This window comes from Pedococcus sp. 2YAF34 (assembly GCF_052114585.1).
In the GTDB taxonomy this organism is placed as follows: domain Bacteria; phylum Actinomycetota; class Actinomycetes; order Actinomycetales; family Dermatophilaceae; genus Pedococcus.
The window spans coordinates 28,688-46,607 of sequence record NZ_JBFRFA010000014.1 but is presented as its reverse complement, the minus strand read 5'-3'; the positions used below and the strand labels follow the sequence as shown (position 1 = coordinate 46,607).

The 17,920-nt window shown below is 73.5% G+C and carries 18 protein-coding genes; 7 read left to right on the top strand and 11 right to left on the bottom strand.

Annotation, left to right across the window (positions count from 1 at the left end):
* The first annotated feature begins 1 nt into the window (after position 1).
* Positions 2–697 carry an HAD family hydrolase gene (locus AB4Z02_RS09780; protein WP_056882150.1) on the top strand — a complete coding sequence of 232 codons (696 nt, stop codon included), beginning with the start codon at positions 2–4 and terminating at the stop codon, positions 695–697.
* Here the strand turns inward: AB4Z02_RS09780 and menD are convergent.
* From menD to AB4Z02_RS09730, 10 genes are all read right to left on the bottom strand, one after another.
* A complete protein-coding gene (menD, locus tag AB4Z02_RS09775) occupies positions 660–2,429 on the bottom strand; it encodes a 2-succinyl-5-enolpyruvyl-6-hydroxy-3-cyclohexene-1-carboxylic-acid synthase (protein ID WP_441970635.1) in 1,770 nt (589 codons plus the stop codon). The genes AB4Z02_RS09780 and menD overlap by 38 nt on opposite strands.
* Entirely contained in the window at positions 2,426–3,946 is a 1,521-nt protein-coding gene (locus AB4Z02_RS09770; protein ID WP_441970634.1) for a PGAP1-like alpha/beta domain-containing protein, read from the bottom strand. Before AB4Z02_RS09770 ends, menD begins: the two co-directional genes overlap by 4 nt.
* On the bottom strand, positions 3,943–4,248 hold the full coding sequence (locus AB4Z02_RS09765) for a hypothetical protein (protein ID WP_441970632.1): 306 nt from the start codon (positions 4,246–4,248) through the stop codon (positions 3,943–3,945). Before AB4Z02_RS09765 ends, AB4Z02_RS09770 begins: the two co-directional genes overlap by 4 nt.
* Before the next feature lie 165 nt (positions 4,249–4,413).
* Positions 4,414–5,844: a M20/M25/M40 family metallo-hydrolase gene (locus AB4Z02_RS09760; RefSeq protein WP_441970631.1), complete on the bottom strand. Its 1,431-nt coding sequence runs from the start codon at positions 5,842–5,844 to the stop codon at positions 4,414–4,416.
* A complete protein-coding gene (locus AB4Z02_RS09755) occupies positions 5,841–6,566 on the bottom strand; it encodes an esterase family protein (protein ID WP_441970630.1) in 726 nt (241 codons plus the stop codon). Before AB4Z02_RS09755 ends, AB4Z02_RS09760 begins: the two co-directional genes overlap by 4 nt.
* Positions 6,567–6,609: 43 nt before the next feature.
* Positions 6,610–7,758, bottom strand: a complete 1,149-nt coding sequence (locus tag AB4Z02_RS09750; protein WP_441970629.1) for an alpha/beta hydrolase-fold protein — start codon at positions 7,756–7,758, stop codon at positions 6,610–6,612.
* Positions 7,755–8,780 carry a hypothetical protein gene (locus tag AB4Z02_RS09745; protein WP_441970628.1) on the bottom strand — a complete coding sequence of 342 codons (1,026 nt, stop codon included), beginning with the start codon at positions 8,778–8,780 and terminating at the stop codon, positions 7,755–7,757. The genes AB4Z02_RS09750 and AB4Z02_RS09745 overlap by 4 nt, the downstream gene beginning before the upstream one ends.
* 15 nt (positions 8,781–8,795) lie before the next feature.
* On the bottom strand, positions 8,796–10,019 hold the full coding sequence (locus tag AB4Z02_RS09740) for an ATP-grasp domain-containing protein (RefSeq protein ID WP_441970626.1): 1,224 nt from the start codon (positions 10,017–10,019) through the stop codon (positions 8,796–8,798).
* Entirely contained in the window at positions 10,016–10,963 is a 948-nt protein-coding gene (locus AB4Z02_RS09735) for an o-succinylbenzoate synthase (protein WP_441970677.1), read from the bottom strand. The genes AB4Z02_RS09740 and AB4Z02_RS09735 overlap by 4 nt, the downstream gene beginning before the upstream one ends.
* 145 nt (positions 10,964–11,108) lie before the next feature.
* Positions 11,109–12,383 (bottom strand): Nramp family divalent metal transporter, encoded by a 1,275-nt coding sequence (locus AB4Z02_RS09730; RefSeq protein WP_441970624.1) that lies wholly within the window; start codon positions 12,381–12,383, stop codon positions 11,109–11,111.
* Positions 12,384–12,507: 124 nt separating this feature from the next.
* On the opposite strand from AB4Z02_RS09730, the gene AB4Z02_RS09725 reads away from it, so the two are divergent.
* Together AB4Z02_RS09725 and AB4Z02_RS09720 are read left to right on the top strand one after the other, a co-directional pair.
* Positions 12,508–12,990 carry a glutathione peroxidase gene (locus AB4Z02_RS09725; protein WP_056882142.1) on the top strand — a complete coding sequence of 161 codons (483 nt, stop codon included), beginning with the start codon at positions 12,508–12,510 and terminating at the stop codon, positions 12,988–12,990.
* The gene (locus tag AB4Z02_RS09720) at positions 12,987–13,934 is read left to right on the top strand and encodes a 1,4-dihydroxy-2-naphthoyl-CoA synthase (protein ID WP_056882141.1); all 948 of its coding nucleotides are present in this window, start codon (positions 12,987–12,989) and stop codon (positions 13,932–13,934) included. Before AB4Z02_RS09725 ends, AB4Z02_RS09720 begins: the two co-directional genes overlap by 4 nt.
* A gap of 42 nt (positions 13,935–13,976) precedes the next feature.
* On the opposite strand, the gene AB4Z02_RS09715 is transcribed toward AB4Z02_RS09720, so the two are convergent.
* Positions 13,977–14,429 carry a hemerythrin domain-containing protein gene (locus tag AB4Z02_RS09715; RefSeq protein WP_441970622.1) on the bottom strand — a complete coding sequence of 151 codons (453 nt, stop codon included), beginning with the start codon at positions 14,427–14,429 and terminating at the stop codon, positions 13,977–13,979.
* A 110-nt stretch (positions 14,430–14,539) separates the two neighbouring features.
* Here AB4Z02_RS09715 and menE point away from each other — a divergent pair, with 110 nt between their 5' ends.
* From menE to AB4Z02_RS09695, 4 genes are all read left to right on the top strand, one after another.
* Complete coding sequence (gene menE / locus AB4Z02_RS09710; protein ID WP_441970620.1) at positions 14,540–15,700, top strand: o-succinylbenzoate--CoA ligase; 1,161 nt, start codon at positions 14,540–14,542, stop codon at positions 15,698–15,700.
* Between the two features lie 12 nt (positions 15,701–15,712).
* Positions 15,713–15,976 (top strand): PLD nuclease N-terminal domain-containing protein, encoded by a 264-nt coding sequence (locus tag AB4Z02_RS09705; protein WP_441970618.1) that lies wholly within the window; start codon positions 15,713–15,715, stop codon positions 15,974–15,976.
* Positions 15,977–16,065: 89 nt separating this feature from the next.
* Positions 16,066–16,941, top strand: a complete 876-nt coding sequence (locus AB4Z02_RS09700) for a 1,4-dihydroxy-2-naphthoate polyprenyltransferase (protein ID WP_441970616.1) — start codon at positions 16,066–16,068, stop codon at positions 16,939–16,941.
* 341 nt (positions 16,942–17,282) lie between these two features.
* Positions 17,283–17,909 carry a hypothetical protein gene (locus AB4Z02_RS09695; protein ID WP_441970615.1) on the top strand — a complete coding sequence of 209 codons (627 nt, stop codon included), beginning with the start codon at positions 17,283–17,285 and terminating at the stop codon, positions 17,907–17,909.
* Positions 17,910–17,920 lie beyond the last annotated feature (11 nt).

Genomic DNA, 17,920 nt, shown 5'->3' with positions numbered 1-17,920 from the left:
GGTGCGGGACGACCTAGCCGCGTCTGCGGACGCCAGCGGTCCCGCTCGGGACGACGCCTGGGCTCCTCGACCCGCGGACGCCGTGGTCTTCGACCTCGGCAACGTCCTGATCCGCTGGGACCCCGTGCCCGCCATCGCCGCCGCGGTGGGCCCGGAACGGGCCGCGGCGTTCCTCGCCGACGCGGCCTTCGACTTCGCCGCGTGGAACCGCGCCAACGACGCCGGACGCAGCCTCGACGAGGCGGAACGGGTCGCCCTCGCCTCGCACCCCCACTACGAGCAGGAAGTCCTGGGCTACCGCCAGAACTTCGACGCCTCGATGGTCGAGGAGATCGCGGGCACCGTGGCCATCCTGCGCGAGCTGCACGCGGCGCAGGTGCCGCTGTTCGCCCTCACCAACTGGTCGGCCGACCTGTTCCCCTTCGCCGTCGAACGGTTCGAGTGGCTCGACCTGTTCGAGGACATCGTCGTCTCGGGTGAAGAGGGCGTCGCCAAGCCCGACCCGGAGATCTTCGAGGTGCTCGAGGAGCGGGTGCGCCACCTCGCGGGGCTCGACGACTGCATCTTCGTCGACGACAGCCCGGCCAACGTCCTGGCCGCCGAGGCGACCGGCCTCGACGCGATCCTGTTCACGGGGCCCGAGCACCTGCGCGAGGACCTCATCGCGCGGGGTATGCCGCTGCGACACCTTCCCTGAGGGCGTCGGCCGCCGCCTGGCGCAGTAGGGCGTGCTGGTCGCGGTGCAGGGACCGGTCCAACGGCACCTCCAGCACGCTCAGGCCGTCGGGGCGCGCGGCCAGTGCGTCTGCGAGCCGGGCCTGCGACGTGACCAGCTCGTGCCGCACGTGGTGCGCCGCGCAGAGGGCAGCGAGGTCGACGCCGGTGGGGGTGCCGAAGACGCGCTCGAAGTCGGCTGCCCGCGTGGGCTCGCCCGGTTCGAGCAGGGTGAAGATGCCACCACCGTCGTCGTTGACGACGACCAGGGTGAGGTCCGGGCGGGTCTCCATCGGGCCGATGAGCAGCCCGTTGGCGTCGTGCAGGAAGGTCAGGTCGCCCATCAGCGCGTAGGTCGGGTCGCTGCCCGCGAGGGCGACGCCCACGGCGGTCGACACGCAGCCGTCGATGCCCGCGAGCCCCCGGCTCGCCACGACCCTGAGGCTGCCGTCGCGAGGGGCCGAGAGGTCGAGGTCGCGCACCGAGCTGGACGACCCCACGAACACCGTCGACCCCTCGGGGAGGCTGTCGAGCACGGTCTGCGCCACGGCCAGCCCGCTGGGCCAGGGCGCTCGCTGGTCCGCCGCGGCGGCCGCCACCCGGGCGCCCGCCGCCTGCCACGACTGCAACCAGGCGGCATCCGGCTGAGCGCCGGTAGCGGTGTCGGTCTCGGTCGGTGCGTCGAGGACGGTGACCGGGTGGACCGTGTGGATGTCGGGTCGCGACTCGATCCACGCGTGGGCACCCACGGCCTCGACGCGCACACCCTGACGACGCAGCAACCCGGCGACGGGACGGGAGAGGGTCAGCCGCCCCACCGCGATGACACGGTCGGGGGCATGGGCGTCGAGCCAGCCGGGGTCGCTGAGGACGAGTGGGCCGTGGGGCAGGACGTCGGGTCGGGGATGGGTGCCGAACGGCTCGGCGAGCACCGGCCAGCCCCGGTCGGTGGCCCAGCGGACGGCGCGCTCGAGCTGGTCTGGCTCGGGCAGGTCGCCCACGACCACCACCGTCCTGGCGACGTGGTCCACGCCGGCCACGGGTGACGTCTCGACCGAGGGCTCGACGACCGCGGGGGTGGCGACCGGGGTCGCCTCGAGCGGCTCGGGCCAGGCCTCGTCGTCGGTGGGCACCAGGGGCTCGCGCAGCTGCACGTTGAGGTGGACCGGACCCGGCTCGGTACGAGCGCCGGCGCGAGCGTCGGCGCGGGCGTCGCTGCCGGAGCCCGTGCCAATGGCGTGGCGGACCGCTTGAGCAGCGAGCTCGCGCCACCTCGCCACCTCGCCGAGCGCGCGACGTGGGGCCGGCGCGTCGGCCGACCAGCGCACTGCCTCCGCGAACATCCCCGGTTGCACGGTCGTCTGGTTGGCCCCGGTCCCCCGCAGCTCCACGGGCCGGTCGGCCGACAGGACGACCAGCGGCACCACGCCGTGGTGGGCCTCGAGGACGGCCGGGTGCAGGTTGGCGACGGCGGTGCCGGAGGTCGTCACCACGACGGCCGGCACGCGGGTGAGCTTGGCCAGGCCGAGGGCGAGGAAGCCGGCCGAACGCTCGTCCACACGCACGTGCAGGGTGAGGTGCCCCGCGCGCTCGGCCTCCTGCACGGCATACGCGATCGGCGCCGAACGCGAGCCAGGGCAGAGGACCACGTGCCGCACGCCACGCAGGACCAGCTCGTCGACGAGCACGGTGGCCAGGGCGGTCGACGGGTTCACGGTCCGGATTGTGCCATCCGTGGCCAGGGCGCCCCGCGGGCGATCCGGTAGTCCCGCACCACCACCTGCGCGCCCTCTGCGGGGTGGAAGAACGCCTCACTACCGGCGCGCCAGGCGACCAGTGACGGGTCGGTGGAACGGTCGACGGCTGCCGCTGTCGCCGCGTACTCCCCCACCCCGTGGGCCGCGCTCCCGGTGCCGTCGCGGCCGTCGTCGAGGTCCCGGGTCGCGGTGACCCAGCCCGAACGGTCGGGGTTGGGGGCGCCCTCGAGCCGTGGCACCGGGTCCTGGTGGTGCTCGAGCGAGAGCACCTGGACCCCGGCCGGCACCGGCATCCGCGCCACCGGCGACCCCGCCGTCACGACGTGCGTCACCCGGTGGCGCGCGGTGAACGCCGGCGACGAGGCGAGCCCGGCCGCCACGATGCCGCCGAGGCTGTGGCCGACGAGCATGACGGGTTCGGTCGAGGCGTCCCGCCCCGGACCACCCGCGGACGCCGGCCCTGCGGCGCCCGACCCTGCGCCGCCCGACCCTGCGCCGTCCGACCCCGCCCGCGACTCCGCCTGCGCCTGGTCGAGGGCCTCCTGCACACCCCGGGCGAGCGCGGTGGACTCCTGCGCCATGGCCCGCACGTCGGTGGTGACGTCGCAGGGGTTCGCACCGGTCCGCGGGTCCCACACCTGCGTGCCGCTCACCTCCACCAACCAGACCGGTCCGGTCTCGGTGGGGACCTCCACGACACGGATGCGGCCCGGGTGGTCGGCCGGGTCACTCAGCGGACCCTGACCCCGCACGAGCTCCTGGAGCGACCTGGGCGCCGAGGCCCCCGACGGGCCCGCCGGTTCGCGCTGCACGTGCACCGGGCCGCTGTCGTCCAGCAGGCCCCACACGGCCGCCGAGTCGGCGAGCACCGCGAGGGCGTCCTCGTAGGTGCGGGGGCCGCCCCGCCCCTCGGCGTCGGCTGCCGCGCCGGGCGCCAGCAGCGGTGCCGTCAGCGGGTCGGACCGCAGGCCCGCGACCAGGCCCTCCGCGCCACCCGCCAGGTCGGCCACGGCCGGCACCTCCCAGACCGCCCGGTCCAGCGCGCCACCGACGTCCACCCCCAGAGCCTCGAGCGCGAGGACCCCGACGGCCAGCTCGGGCGCCTGCGACCCCACCACGAACATCACGGCGTCCTGCGTGAGAGCCGCCGTCCGGGCCACCTCGGCGTCGACGGCCCGGTAGGCGCTCACGGTCGCGGCAGTTGCGGTCACCAGTCCGACCAGGCGCGCGGCGTCCCCGGCCAGGCCTGCGGGACCCGCCGCCAGCGCCAGGGCCCCCTCTGCCGCGGCGGCCGTGACGACGGCCGGCGCCACCCCGGCCAGCCCGGGGTCGGCGGCGACGAGCAGGGTGCGGGCGAGGGAGGCGGCGATGTCCTGCGCGCTGCCGGCCAACCGGCCCGACGCCTCCTCGAGCGCGGCGAGGCCGACCGTGGTCCCGCCGACTCCGCCGCGGACGCGCAGCCCGCCGTCGCTCACCGGTCACCACCACGATGCCGACCATGGTGCACGGCGCCCCCGACCAGCGGCAGGGCGTCCACGACGGACTGGACCGCGGACGCGTGGGCGAGCAGGACCCGCGCAGCGGTGTCGAGCAGCTCGGCGGTGTGGTGCAGCGACAGCACGCACAGGGTGACGGAGTCACGAAAGGCGCTCGCGGTGGCTGACTGCCACGGCACGGAGCGGGTGGCGGAGACCTGCGCGGCCACCTCCCTGACCTGCTCGGCCTCGAGCGCGACGCGGCGCGCCAGCCGTCTGATGTCCTCCGGTCGACCCACCATGCTGCGACCCTTCCGCAGGGTGGGCGGCGCCGACAGGAGCCGCCCGCCCGGCTGTGGACGTCAGTCGCGCAGGACGCCACCTGTGCACGAACAGGCCAGTGGGTCAGGTGGGGCCCGATGACCGCTCGATGAGGAAGTAGCGCTGCGGCCCAGTGGATCCCGTCATCACGCCCCAGCCGGCGCAGGTGCGTCCGGGTCGAGGCCGGCGAGCTCGACGAGGAACAAGGCAAGAGCCACCGCCGTGCGCCGCAGCTCGTCGGGGTGGACCGACTCGTCGGGACCGTGGATGCGCGACGCCGGCTCCTCCACGCCGAGCAGCAGCACCTCGGCCTCGGGCACGACCTCCGCCAGCGTCGTCGCGAGCGGGATCGAGCCGCCCTGGCCAGCCGTCGCCACCTCGTGGCCGAACGCCCGCTCCATCGACCGCGTCATGGCGGCGTACGCGGGGCCGTCGGTGCGCGCGCGGAAACCGTGGCCGAGCGACACCGGGCGCACCTCCACCACGCCGTACGGCGTGTGCCTGCGCAGGTGGGCCATGAGCAGGTCCTGGGCGGCGCGGGGGTCGGTCCCGGCGGGGACCCGCAGGTTGACGACGGCACGCGCCTCGCCCTGCACGGCGGCGGTCACCTGGGAGACGCGCGGGCAGTCGATGGCGAGGACCGTCGCCGCGGGCCGTGCCCACAGGCGGTCGGCGATGCCGGCGGCGCCCCTGCCGCCACTGAGCGGTGCGACCCCGGGCACGACCGCCGTGTCGTCGGCGAAGCGATGCTCGTCGAAACCGGCGCCCTCCCAGGTGCCTTCGCGCTCGAGCCCGTCGATGGTCGTCTCCCCCTCGGCGTCCCGGAGCGAGGCCAGCGCCGTCAGGAGGGCCTGCAACGCGTCGGGAGCCGCGCCGCCGTACATGCCCGAGTGGGCGGGGTGCGCCATCGTCCGCACCGCCATGAGCACGCTGCCGGTGCCGCGCAGCGAGGTCGTCAGCGTCGGCGCGCCGAGCGCGACGTTGCCCGTGTCGGCGAGGACGAAGGCGTCGCACCGCACCAGCTCCGGGCGGCCGCGCGCCAGCGCCTCCATGCCCCCGCTCGACTGCTCCTCCGACCCCTCGCAGACGACGGCGACCTCGACCGGCCACGACCCGAGCACCTGACGGACCGCCCGCAGGGCGAGCAGGGTGGCGACGAGGTTGCCCTTGCAGTCCGCGGAACCCCTGGCGTACCAACGGCCGTCGCGTTCGGTCAGCTCCCACGGAGGGACGGACCAGGCGGCGAGGTCGCCGGCAGGCACGACGTCGTGGTGGGAGTAGAGCAGGGCCGCCGGCGCACCAGCCGGTCCCGCCGAGCGACCGACGACGGCGATCGACCCGTCGGGCGCCTCCACCTGCTCGACCCCGTCGACCCCGGCCTCGGCGAACAGCTCGGCCACCAGCGCCGCCGACGCGGCGCACTCCGACGCCGGCTCGATGACCGGGTTGGCGACAGAGCGGAACGCCACCAGGCGTGCGAGGTCGTCGCGGCCGCGCGCCATACCAGCATCGACCGCGGCAGCCAGGCGGCCGGCGACGGACCCGGGCGCGTCGCGCGGGTCGGGCACCCGGGTCACGGGACGAGGTCGTCGAGGTAGAGCGGGAGCATCTCCCACCAGGTCGGCCAGTCGTGCATGTAGCCGGGGCCCCAGTCGTCGACGCGGTTGGGGATCCCCTTGTCGCCCAGCACCTTGGCCACGGCCCAGGACTCACCGACGTCCTCGTAGTCACCGCTGCCCGAGGCCAGCAGCACGAACCGGTGGCGCAGCGTCTCCAGCGCCTCGCCCTCGAGACCGGCCACGAACTGCAGGGGCGAGGAGAAGTAGAGGTCGTCGGTGTGCGGGCCGCCGATGAACTGCTCGATGGCGTAGGTGCCGCTCATGCCTATGGCGGCGCTGAACAGGTGCGGGTAGCGGCACAGCATCGAGACCGCGTTGAACGCCCCGATCGACGCACCGGCCGTGACGATCGGCTGTGGCCCGTTGCTGTCGGCGTGGATCGCCGGGACGACCTCGTGCGCGACGGCCTGGTGGTAGGCGTTGAAGAGCCACATCCGGTACTCGGTCGAGCCGACCCGGGTGGCCATCGCCCGGCCCGCGGCGCTGTCGCACGAGTAGACCTTGATGCGCCCGGCCTCCAGGAGCGGGCCGAGCCGGGCGACCAGCTGGTTGCGCTCGACCTCCTCGGCGTCGCCGCCCGCCGTGGGGAAGAGCAGGACGGGCACGCCGTAGTGCCCCCACCGCACCAGGGACAGCTCCTGCTCCATGCGGTCGGACCACCAGTGCTCGCTGACCTTCACGTGCGCCTCCTCCAGGTCGGGCGGGTATGCCGCGCAACGGGTCTCACTCGTACACGAACTTCTGCGGGCCGGGGAAGATCCAGGACAGGCCGTCGCGGAGCCGGTCGCGCCAGTCCTCCCAGTTGTGCCCGTCGCGGGCCTCGACGTAGCGCACCGTCATCCCGGCCTGACGGAACACCGGCACCATCGAGCGGTTGGGCGTGATGAGCGGCTCGTAGGTCCCGCAGGACATGAAGATCCGGTCGACCGGGCGGCTGGGCCTGGCGCGGTAGCGGTTGACGAACTTCACCACCGGGTCGAAGTAGGGGCCGCCGCCGTGGTCGCTGCCGATGTCGGTGAAGACCATCGACGCGGACTGAAGCAGCAGCGAGCCGAACTCGCCCGGGTAGCGGACCGCCGTCGACAGGGAGGCGATCCCGCCGAAGCTCGAGCCCATGAGGCAGCGGCCCTGCGGGTCGTCGACCAGGGAGAAGCGCTCGGCCAGTCGGGGCACCAGCTCGCGGGCGATGAAGCGGGCATGCGGCGCGTGGTTGGGGTACTCCCTGAGCCGGTCTCGCGGCGGCACGAACGCCACGACGACCGGTGCGACGTCGAGGCGGTGGATCAGGTTGTCCAGCACCGTCTTCATCGCCGCGTAGTCGAGGTAGTCCGTGCCGTCGTGCACGACGAGCAGCGGGTAGCGCTGGGCGGCGGTGTAGCGCGCCGGGAGGTAGAGCCTGACGGGTTGCTCGCGACGAAGTGCTTTGGAGCGCAGCACGTCCTCGACCATCTCACCCTGCCGCGCCTCGGGGTCGTGGTGCACCCAGTCGGGCACCTCGTACCCGGTGGCGGCGCAGACCGAGCTCGACCCCATCGGCGAGTGCGCCACCTTGGGGTTGAGCGGGTCGTTGAACGTCTCGTAGTGCTCGCCGCGCCGGGTCTCGAGCTGGTACTCCACCCGCGAGCCGCTGGGCAGCGTCGTCGTCACGGCCCAGAGGTCGGTGTCGGGCAGTCGCTTCATCGGCAGCGGGTCGGCCAGGCCCACGACCCGGTGGCGGACGCGGACCTCGTCGGCGTCGCCCCGGAACAGGAAGGTCGCCCGCTCCCCCTCGACCACGGGTGACGGGTGGCGGGCCAGGAAACGGTCGATCGCGGCCCCGTCGACGGGCAGACGCTCCCGCAGCCGGTTGACGGCCAGCCTGCGCTCGTTCACGCCGTGGCCCCCTGCCCGGTGGGCGTGGACGCCGACGAGGCCGGCGGTGCGCCGGGCGAACCGCCGCCCAGCTCGTGGATGGCTCCGTCGATGCCGAGGATGCGGGCGCCCCTGGGCAGCCCGCCCTCGGGGGTGAGCTCGAGCGCGGTGCCGTCGTCGAGGAGCACACAGTGCTGGTCGGTGAACCGGCGCGCCATGACCGCGCACCGGTCGCGGTCGTCGAGGCGCAGCCGGCGCCGGGCGTGCGGCAGCGCCACGACGCCCCTCACCCGGCCGAGGCCCTTGTCGTAGACCTCCGCCTCGGCGGCACCCTCGGGACCGAAGTCGTGGAACAGCACGACGCGCTCGGTCAGGGCCATCGCGCCGGCCGACCAGGCGATCACGGGCAGCTCGTCAGGGATGCGGATCGCGAACAGCCGCAACGCCCGCAGCAGCGTGCCGACGTGCCCGCCGGTGAGCACCAGGGCGGCGCAGCCGGCAAGCGCCGCGCTGATCTCGCCACGGTGCCAGGCGATGACACCGCTGGAGTCCAGCGGTGCCGCAGCGTCGAGCTCGGCATAGAGGCTCTTGAGCTGCGCCGCATACCAGGCGTCGACGTGCCGCACCCCCTCGACGGCGTCGTCGACGGCGCCGAAGGCGGACCCCTCACCGGAGCCGGCGCCCTCGCCCCGCACCCGCCCCTCCCCCGAGCTGTCCCGGGTGCGGCGCACCACGTCGTACACGCCCTCCATGGAGTGGTTCAGTCGCAGCCGGTAGAGCGACAGGAGCGCGTCGTGGCGGTCGCGGAACGCGAGCGCCGCGGCGGCGAAGACGTCGTCCTTCGCGAGGACGTCGAACGTGCGGTGGTAGAGCCGCAGGTGGTCGGCCCGACCCTCGAGCACGGTGTCGAGCTCGTCGACGACGTCCTCGCGCTCCTCCCAGCCGGCGTTGATCGTGGCGACGGGGCCGTCGACGCCGAGCGAGCGCAGGGCGGTGCCGGCGGTGGTCATGAAGCGTTGAGGCCCCAGGAGGATGGTGCGCATGGAGTGGTTTCGCGCCTACCCGGCGTGGACGTGGATGGTGGCGCCGACGTCGTCGAGCATGCTGCGCAGGGTGTCGTAGTCGGGGTGGCGCATCCGCACGTAGGCGTTGGCCATGTAGCCCGCCTCGACCGGCTGGGTGTGGTGGCCGACTTGGGGGAAGTGCGCGTCGATGACCCACTGCCCGTGCCGCGACTGCATCTCGTCGATGCCGCTGTAGCCGGTGATCTGGCCGTCCGCCTCGGGGCGCAGGGCGACGATGCCGGCCGAGTAGGGGCGGAGCATCTGCCGCTCGGGGACGCCGTGGACGATGACGTGCGCCCACTCGCGGTAGACGTCGACGTCGTTGCTCGCGGAGTAGAGGTCCCAGCAGCCGACTCCCGGTGGGCGGCAGCCGATCTCGGAGAAGCGCAGCCCCTTCGGCCCGTGGAACCACTCCATGTGCGTCGCCGAGGTCTCGATGCCGAGGGCGGTGATGACGCGCTGTCCCATCTCGGCGACCTCGCGGTAGAAGTCGGAGTCGGCGATGCGGTTGGTGGTGATGAACTGGGGCGAGATCCAGCGGGTGCGCATCGCCTCCAGGACGTTGGGGTAGTAGTGCGTGGTCCAGTCGTGCACGACGTGCCCGTCGTGGGTGATGGTGTCGTAGAAGCCCTCGTGGCCCTCGACGAACTCCTCCACCGCGATCGAGGCCGCGCCGTGGCTGCCGAAGTCGACCAGCGCCCGGCCCAGCTGCTCGTCGTCGTCGACGCGCACGGTGTCCTTGGCGCCGGCGCCGTCGCGGGGCTTGAGGATCAGCGGGTAGCCGTGCTCCTCGGCGAAGGCCCACACCTCGTGGGCGTGGTCGACGGCACGGGAGGCCGCGGTGGGCACCCCCGCCTCGCGCAACGCCTGCTTCATCGACGGCTTGTCCCGGCAGAGCCACGTGGTGCGCACCGACGTGCCGGGGATGCCGGTGGCCTCGCGGACGTGGGCTGCGGTCATCGTGTGGGCCTCGACGGTCGCCTCCAGCCGGTCGACCCAGACCTTGGACTGGATGTAGCGCACGGCCTCGGTCATGTCGTGCAGGCTGGTGACCGAGCCGACCTTGTAGTAGCCGGCCATGGCGCCGCGCAGCTCGTCGTCCAGGGCCCACTCGTCGGACTCGCCGACGCCGATCACGTTCGCCCCCACCGAGGCGAGCGCCAGGGCGAACCTGCGCTGGTTGGCGGGGAACCCGGGCTCCACGAAGATGACGTTCACGGGTCGACCGTAGCGCCGCGCAGGTAGGGGTGGCATGCCGTGACGCGCTCCCGCCACCAGAGCTCGCGCTCCGGCGGGGCGGCCCAGCGGTCGAGCAGCGCCTCCCGGGCGTCCGCGCGCCCGACGGGCAGGTGACCGGCGGAGGGCACGAGCGAGGGGTCCGTGACGTCGCCGGCGAGCAGGGCGACGGTGCCGAGCCCGCAGGCGTGGTCGAGGTCGGGCAGGGCGGCTGCCAGCGCGACGCCGGCGGCCATGCCGACGGAGGTGTCGAGCGCCGAGCTGACCACGGCGGGGAGGCCACAGGCCTGCACCACCTCGAGCGCGCGCCGTACCCCGCCGAGGGGTGCCACCTTGACCACCACGAGGTCGGCGGCCTCCTCGCGCGCCACGCGCAGCGGGTCCTCGGCCTTGCGGATCGACTCGTCGGCGGCGACGAGCACGTCGACCCCGGCGCGGGCGAGGGCCCGCCGCAGCTCGGCGAGCTCCTCGACGCTCGCACAGGGCTGCTCGGCGTACTCGAGCCCGTAGCGGGAGAGGCGCCGCAACGCCGCGACCGCCTCGTCCACCGTCCACCCGCCGTTGGCGTCGACGCGGATCCTGCCCTCGGGCCCCATCGCGTCGCGCACGGCAGCGACCCGGTCGACGTCGTCCTGCACCGACTGCCCGCGCTCGGCGACCTTGACCTTGGCCGTCGTCGCCCCGTCGAACCGGGCGAGCACCTCCGGCACCCGCTCCGGCCCGACCGCGGGGACGGTGGCGTTGACGGGGACGGTGGTACGGCGCGGGGCCGGCCACGCGCCGTACGCCGCCTCGACGGCCGCACCGAGCCAGCGCGAGGCCTCGGCGGGTTCGTACTCCAGGAACGGCGAGAACTCGCCCCAGCCCGACGGTCCGCGCAGCAGCGCCGCCTCACGGACCTCGACGCCCCGGAAGCGGACCCGCATGGGGATGGCCACGACCCGCAGGCCCGCGATCAGGTCGTCGAGCTCGGGCACCTCGTGGCTGGGGTGGTCGCTCACCCGCCCATCCAACCGTGCCGACCCGGGCGCTGCCGCGTCAGGCACCGAGGGCCCGCCTGCCACCCGTGCGTCAGGCGCCGCCGACCGCCTTGCGCAGCTCGTTGGCCGCGAGCGCGATGAAGGCCGCCGCGCACAGGACCATCGCGATGTTGGAGGGCAGCTTGTTGCGCCACTCGCGCGGCACCCGGTCGGTGTTGAGGATCCACAGCAGGGTCACCGACAGGAACGGCATGAAGAACGCCCCGAGCACGCCGTACGCCAGGATCAGGTAGACCGGCTTGCCGAGGAACATCATCACCATCGGCGGGAACGTCAGCCAGAGGATGTAGGCGCGGTACCACTTGCCGCCCAGCCGGCTGTCGGGGTGGTCCTGGCCGTGGCCGCGGACGTGGCCCACGAAGTCGGCGAACATCATCGAGACGCCGTTCCACACGCCGACCAGCGAGGACATCGCCGCGGCCCAGAAGCCGACGAGGAACACGCTCCCGGCCCACGCGCCGTACCGGCTCGCGAGGACGTCGGAGAGGTTGAGCAGGCCCTCGTCGCCGGTCTTGATCGCGATGTTGGCGGAGTAGAGCAGCTCGGCGCCGACGATGAGGGTCGAGACGACGAAGATGCCGGTGACGAGGTAGGCGACGCCGTTGTCGAGGCGCATGACCCGCATGTGGCCGGGCGTGGTCCAGCCCTTCTCACGCAGCCAGTAGCCGTAGGCCGCCAGCGTGATCGTGCCGCCAACACCGCCGGCGACCGACAGCACGTTGACCAGGGCACCGTCGGGGATGAGCGGCACGAGGCCCTTGGCCAGCTCGGGCAGGTTGGGCACGGTCAGGACCGCGGCACCGACCATGGTCACGAACATGGTTCCGACGAGTGCGGCGCAGACCTTCTCGAAGAGCGCGTAGTGGCCCCACCAGACGAGCACCAGCCCGATGAGGCCGGAGAGGATGCCCCACGCCGGCACGGACATGAACGGCATCAGGGAGTGCAGCGGCAGCCCGGTGCCGGCCATCGCGGCGGCGCCATAGACGAAGCCCCAGACGACGATGTACGGCCCGAAGTACCAGTGCGTCCAGCGGCCCAGGCTCGACCACCCCTGGTAGATCGTGCGGCCGGTGGCGAGGGAGTATCGACCGGCACCCTCCACCAGGACGATCTTCATGACGCAGCCGACGACGACGGTCCAGAGCAGGGCGTAGCCGTACTTGCTCCCCGCGATGAGGGTGGCGACGAGGTCGGCGGCCCCGACGCCGGTGGCCGCCACCACCAGCCCCGGCCCGATGAGCGACCACCCCGGTCTGCGTCCGTCGACGGTCGTGGTGGTGGTCGTGTCGGTGGCGCTGGCCATGAGGGGGCTCCGATGTCGGCGTTGACAGGAGTGCCCACGCTACCCAGAAACGGACAAATCGGTCCATGACGACCGGCGCACGGGGCCGGTCACGTGCCTGTAGCAGCGCCCGTACCCTGTCTGCATGCCCACGTTGTCCGACTTCTCCGCCACCACCCTCGAGGGCGCCGAGCAGGACCTGTCCGCCTACGCGGGCAAGGTCGTCCTCGTCGTCAACACCGCCAGCCAGTGCGGGCTCACGCCGCAGCTCGCCGGGCTCGAGGAGCTGCAGCGCACCTACGGTGAGCAGGGGCTGGTCGTCCTCGGGTTCCCCTGCAACCAGTTCGGCGGCCAGGAGCCCGGTGACGCGGAGGAGATCGGCGCGTTCTGCCAGCGCAACTACGGCGTGAGCTTCCCGATGTTCGCCAAGGTCGAGGTCAACGGCGACGGGGCCCACCCGCTGTTCCAGTGGCTGAAGTCGGAGAAGGGCGGCCTGCTCGGCAGCGCCATCAAGTGGAACTTCGCCAAGTTCCTGGTCGGCCGCGACGGCGAGGTGCTCAAGCGGTTCGCGCCGACGACCGACCCGGGCGGCCTCACCGACGACATCGAGAAGGCGCTCGCGGCGTGACCGCGCAGCCGACCGTCAGCGAGACGTTCGACCCCTCGGCGTGGGACGTCGTCGAGGGCTTCGACTTCACCGACATCACCTACCACCGGGCCAAGGGTGTCGGCGCCGTCCGCATCGCGTTCGACCGGCCCGAGGTGCTCAACGCGTTCCGTCCGCACACCGTGGACGAGCTGTACCGCGCGCTCGACCACGCCCGACGGACCTCCGACGTCGGCGTCGTCCTCCTCACCGGCAACGGCCCGGGCCCCGACGGCTCCGGCAGCGAGGGCAAGTGGGCATTCTGCTCCGGCGGCGACCAACGCATCCGCGGCCGCTCCGGCTACCAGTACGCCGCTGACGACGGTGACGACACCGCCGCCGGCGTCGACCACCGCCGGGTCAAGGCCGAGGGCGGCCGGCTGCACATCCTCGAGGTGCAGCGCCTCATCCGCACCATGCCGAAGGTCGTCATCGCACTGGTCAACGGGTGGGCGGCCGGCGGCGGCCACTCCCTGCACGTGGTCTGCGACCTCACCATGGCCAGCCGCGAGCACGCCCGGTTCAAGCAGACCGACGCCGACGTGGGCTCCTTCGACGGCGGCTACGGCTCGGCCTACCTCGCCAAGATGGTCGGGCAGAAGTTCGCCCGCGAGATCTTCTTCCTCGGTCGCACCTACACGGCCGAGGACATGCACCGTATGGGCGCGGTCAACCTCGTCAGCGACCACGCGACGCTCGAGTCCGACGCCCTCGACGTGGCCCGCGAGATCATGGGCAAGAGCCCGCAGGCGCAGCGCATGCTGAAGTTCGCGTTCAACCTGCTCGACGACGGGCTCATGGGCCAGCAGGTCTTCGCCGGCGAGGCGACGCGGCTCGCCTACATGACCGACGAGGCCGTGGAGGGTCGCGACCAGTTCCTCGAGAAGCGCGACCCCGACTGGTCGCCCTTCCCCTGGTACTTCTAGAGATGGACCCGGCCAGGTCGTCCGACCTGGCCGGGTCCACCTCTAGCCGGAGCCGCCGAGGTCGACGTCGTACGCCTCGTAGACCAGGTCGGCGCCCTTCTGCCGGTGCCGTCCCAGCTGGCCCAGGAGGGTCGTGACCTCCTCGCGGAAGACCGGCAGGTCGGCCATGGTGCCGCCGTGCTCCAGCACCGCGAGGTAGGCGTCGATGTCCTCGCGGAAGCGTTCGTGCTCACGGCGCAGCCGCTTGACCTGCCCGCCGAGACGAGGGCTGTCGCGCCCCAACGAGTCGTAGAGGCCACCGGGCGCCTCGGTGAGCTCGACGTGGTCGCGGAAGTCGTGCGCCAGCTCGGCGAGCGCCGCGCGCACGCGTTCCCGCCAGGCCCCGCCCCGGGCCAGCGGCGAGGCGAGCGCCTCGTCGACGGCCGCGACGGAGTCACGCAGCTCGGCGCGGTGGGTCCGCACCCGGTCGAGGTATGCCGCGAAGTCGGCGTCCATGGGGCCTCCCGCACCCATGGTCCCGCCGCCCGGAGCGGGCGTCCACCGGGCGTCCACCGGGCCTCCACCGGGCGTCCTTCGTGCCGGCAGCGGACGGCTAGCCTGAGCCGGTGACCTCGCTGCGCCCCCTCGCCATCGGCTCAGGGAACGCGGCCCGGGAGGCGTTGCCCGCCCTCCGCCAGGCCCTCGACGGCGGACGCGCCGTGATCCCGTACGGCGTGGGCGGCGTCCCCACGGCGGTCCCCGAGGGCGCGACGCCCGATACCGGCACCGCGCTCGTGGTCGGCACCTCCGGCTCGACGGGCACGCCCAAGCTGGCCATGCTCCCCGGCAGCTCGCTGGTCGCCAGCGCCACCGCCACCCACGAGCGGCTCGGTGGCCCCGGGACGTGGCTGCTGTCGATGCCGCCGCACCACATCGCAGGGGTCCAGGTGCTGGTGCGCTCGGTCGTGGCCGGCACGACGCCGGGGTTCGTCGAGCTCGACGGCGGCTTCACCGGCCGGGCGTTCGTCCGGGCGTCCGAGGCCCTGGTCGGGGAACGGCGCTACACCGCGCTGGTGCCCACTCAGCTGGTCCGGCTCCTGGACGACGCCGAGGCGACGGCGGCGCTCGCGTCCTTCGACGCGGTCCTCGTCGGCGGTGCGGCCAGCGCCCCGAGCCTGCTGGCCCGGGCGGCAGACCTCGGTGTCCGCGTCGTCACGACCTACGGCATGAGCGAGACGTCGGGCGGCTGCGTCTACGACGGGGTGCCGCTGTCGGTGAGCCGGGTGCGGGTCGACGACCTCGGACGGCTCGTGCTCGGTGGCGCGACCCTGGCCACCGGCTACCTCGGCCGACCGGACCTGACGGCCGAGGCGTTCGGCACCGACGAGGAGGGCGGGCGCTGGTTCACGACCAACGATGCCGGCCACCTCGACGCCACGACCGGGCGCTGGCACGTCGACGGGCGGCTCGACGACGTCATCACCACCGGCGGCCTCAAGGTGGCGCCGCGGCTCGTCGAGGACGCGCTGACCGCTCTGTCGGGCGTGGCCGAGGCCGTCGTGGTGGGGGTGCCGGACGAGGAGTGGGGGCAGGTCGTCGCTGCGGCCGTCGTCGCCCGGGCCGGGACGCCTGCACCGACGCTGGAGGCGGTCCGCAGCTCGCTGCGGGGACGCCTCCCCGACCACGCGCTCCCCCGCCGGCTCGTCGTCGTCGACGAGCTGCCACAGCGCGGACCGGGCAAACCGGACCGCGCCGGGATCGCCGGTCTGTTCCCCAGCCGGCCATGACACGATGGGAGCATGATCCGCCTGGTCCCGTGGCTCCTGGTGATCGCGCTGACGATCTACGCCCTGGTGGACTGCCTGCAGAGCGATGAGCGTTCCGTGCGCGGCGTGCCCAAGCTGATGTGGGCGCTGGTCATCGTCGTCCTGCCGCTCATGGGGCCGATCGCCTGGTTCGTCGCCGGCCGCCCCGAGCAGCCCCGGCCCGGCACCGGTCCACGCCAGCAGCCGCAGCGCCCGCGTGGCCCCGACGACGACCCGGACTTCCTCCGTAGGCTCTGAGCCGAACCCGCGCGGCGCTCTCCCCGCCCGTGGCGACCCGCACGCCCCGTACCCCGCCCCGAACCCCGAGCAAGCGAGACCACCACCCCATGGCCACCCTGTCCCAGTGGATCGCCGGCGCGCGCCCCCGCACCCTGCCCGCCGCCATCGCCCCCGTCGTCGTCGGCACCGCCGCGGCCGTCCCCCTCGACCGGGTCGACCTCGGCCTCGCGCTGCTGGCCGTGCTCGTGTCGCTGGGGCTGCAGGTGGGCGTCAACTACGCCAACGACTACTCCGACGGCATCCGGGGCACCGACAGCGACCGTGTCGGCCCGATCCGGCTGGTGGGCCAGCACAAGGCCGCCCCGGAGAACGTCAAGCTCATGGCGTTCGCGTTCTTCGGCGCCGCCGCGCTGGTCGGACTGGCGCTCGTGGCCATCAGCGAGGCGTGGGTCATGATCCCGCTCGGCGCCCTGGCCATCCTCGCCGCCTGGCGCTACACCGGCGGCGACAACCCCTACGGCTACCGCGGGCTCGGCGAGCTCTACGTCTTCGTGTTCTTCGGCCTGATGGCGACCCTCGGCACGCTCTACACGCAGGCGAAGGAGCTGACCTGGGTCGGGCTCGCCGGTGCCGTGGGTGTCGGGGCCATCGCCTCGGCCATCCTCGTCGCCAACAACCTGCGCGACATCCCCACCGACGAGGTCAGCGGCAAGCGCACGCTCGCGGTCCGGCTCGGCGACCGCCGCACCCGCCTGCTGTACGGCGCCCTCGTGACGGTGTCGCTGCTCATGGTGGTGCTGGTCGCGTCCAGCCAGCCGTTCGTGCTGCTGGCCCTCCTCGCGCTCGCCGTGCTCTGGAAGCCGCTGCAGGCGCTGCGCGCCGGGGCCACCGGACGCGACCTCGTGCCGGTGCTCGCCGCGACCGGGCTCTTCGAGATCGCCTACGCCGCACTCTTCGCCGTCGGTATGGCGCTCAGCCAGTAGCCCGCGCCGGCCGCCGACCACGGCCCAGCTCTCAGGGAACCGGCACGACGGTCGTCACGGGAGGGGCGGTCACCGCGAAGCCTGGCGCCGTACTCGTGGCGTAGATGCGCAGGCTCAGGGCGACCGTCGGGCGCTCGACAGGAGGGACGTCCTCACTGCAGCGACACGTCGCGCTCGGGCCTGGTGCCCTTGGGGACAACCTGCACATGGACTGGGGAACCGGGCACCGGTCTCGTCCCTCGCGGAGGTGTGGTCGCTCAGGGTCGGGTGGGTCCCGTACGTCGACAGGGTTACGTCGATCGCTCGATGACTCGGCGACAGCCCGGACCTACCGTGCCGGCATGGCCGGAAACTACGCAGAGCTCCCGCTCGACGAGTACCAGGACCTGACCCACACCGTCGCCGTGGTCACCGAGCTGGTGGTCCTCGACGACGCCTGGACGCGGGAGGCGATGGCTTCGTCCGACCCGGCCACGAGAGACGACAGCCGGGTCGAGCAGCTCGGTGGCGTCGTCGACCGGCTCGACCAGCTGTACGGCGAGATCGGCGGGTTGGGGTCGCGCCTGGGCGACATCTTCCGCGCCCGGGAGGACCTGCTGCGCGAGCGCTACGAGGCGCTGGTCTCCGACGAGGCCGCTGACCGACCGCGAGCCCCGCGCACCAGGTCGCTGACCCCGGACGAGCGCAGCCGGGTCCGCGCCTTCGTCGACGACCGCGGCCAGGGGGACGTCGTCGCGCTTGCCGTGGATGCCGCCTACCAGCTCGAGCAGCAGGCCGGGACCCAGCGGCAGACCGTCCGCACGGAGTACGACCGCATCCGCGGCGGCGCATCCTCGGAAGGCGACATCGACCCGGACTTCGAGTTCTGGGTGCAGGCTGTGTCCCTCGCAGCCACCCTGGCCCTGGGCCCGGAGGCGGGCGGGGTCGTCGAGCTCATCGGTGGCATCATCGCCTGGCTCGTCGGGTGAGAGCCGGCCGC

Excerpts from the sequence above, each read along its gene's own strand:
- AB4Z02_RS09745 (WP_441970628.1), bottom strand. The coding sequence starts at position 8,780 with ATGCGCACCATCCTCCTGGGGCCTCAACGCTTCATGACCACCGCCGGC.
- AB4Z02_RS09700 (WP_441970616.1), top strand. The coding sequence starts at position 16,066 with ATGGCCACCCTGTCCCAGTGGATCGCCGGCGCGCGCCCCCGCACCCTG.
- AB4Z02_RS09730 (WP_441970624.1), bottom strand. The coding sequence starts at position 12,383 with ATGGCCAGCGCCACCGACACGACCACCACCACGACCGTCGACGGACGC.
- AB4Z02_RS09765 (WP_441970632.1), bottom strand. The coding sequence starts at position 4,248 with ATGGTGGGTCGACCGGAGGACATCAGACGGCTGGCGCGCCGCGTCGCG.
- AB4Z02_RS09705 (WP_441970618.1), top strand. The coding sequence starts at position 15,713 with ATGATCCGCCTGGTCCCGTGGCTCCTGGTGATCGCGCTGACGATCTAC.
- AB4Z02_RS09695 (WP_441970615.1), top strand. The coding sequence starts at position 17,283 with ATGGCCGGAAACTACGCAGAGCTCCCGCTCGACGAGTACCAGGACCTG.
- AB4Z02_RS09735 (WP_441970677.1), bottom strand. The coding sequence starts at position 10,963 with ATGCGGGTCCGCTTCCGGGGCGTCGAGGTCCGTGAGGCGGCGCTGCTG.
- AB4Z02_RS09715 (WP_441970622.1), bottom strand. The coding sequence starts at position 14,429 with ATGGACGCCGACTTCGCGGCATACCTCGACCGGGTGCGGACCCACCGC.
- AB4Z02_RS09725 (WP_056882142.1), top strand. The coding sequence starts at position 12,508 with ATGCCCACGTTGTCCGACTTCTCCGCCACCACCCTCGAGGGCGCCGAG.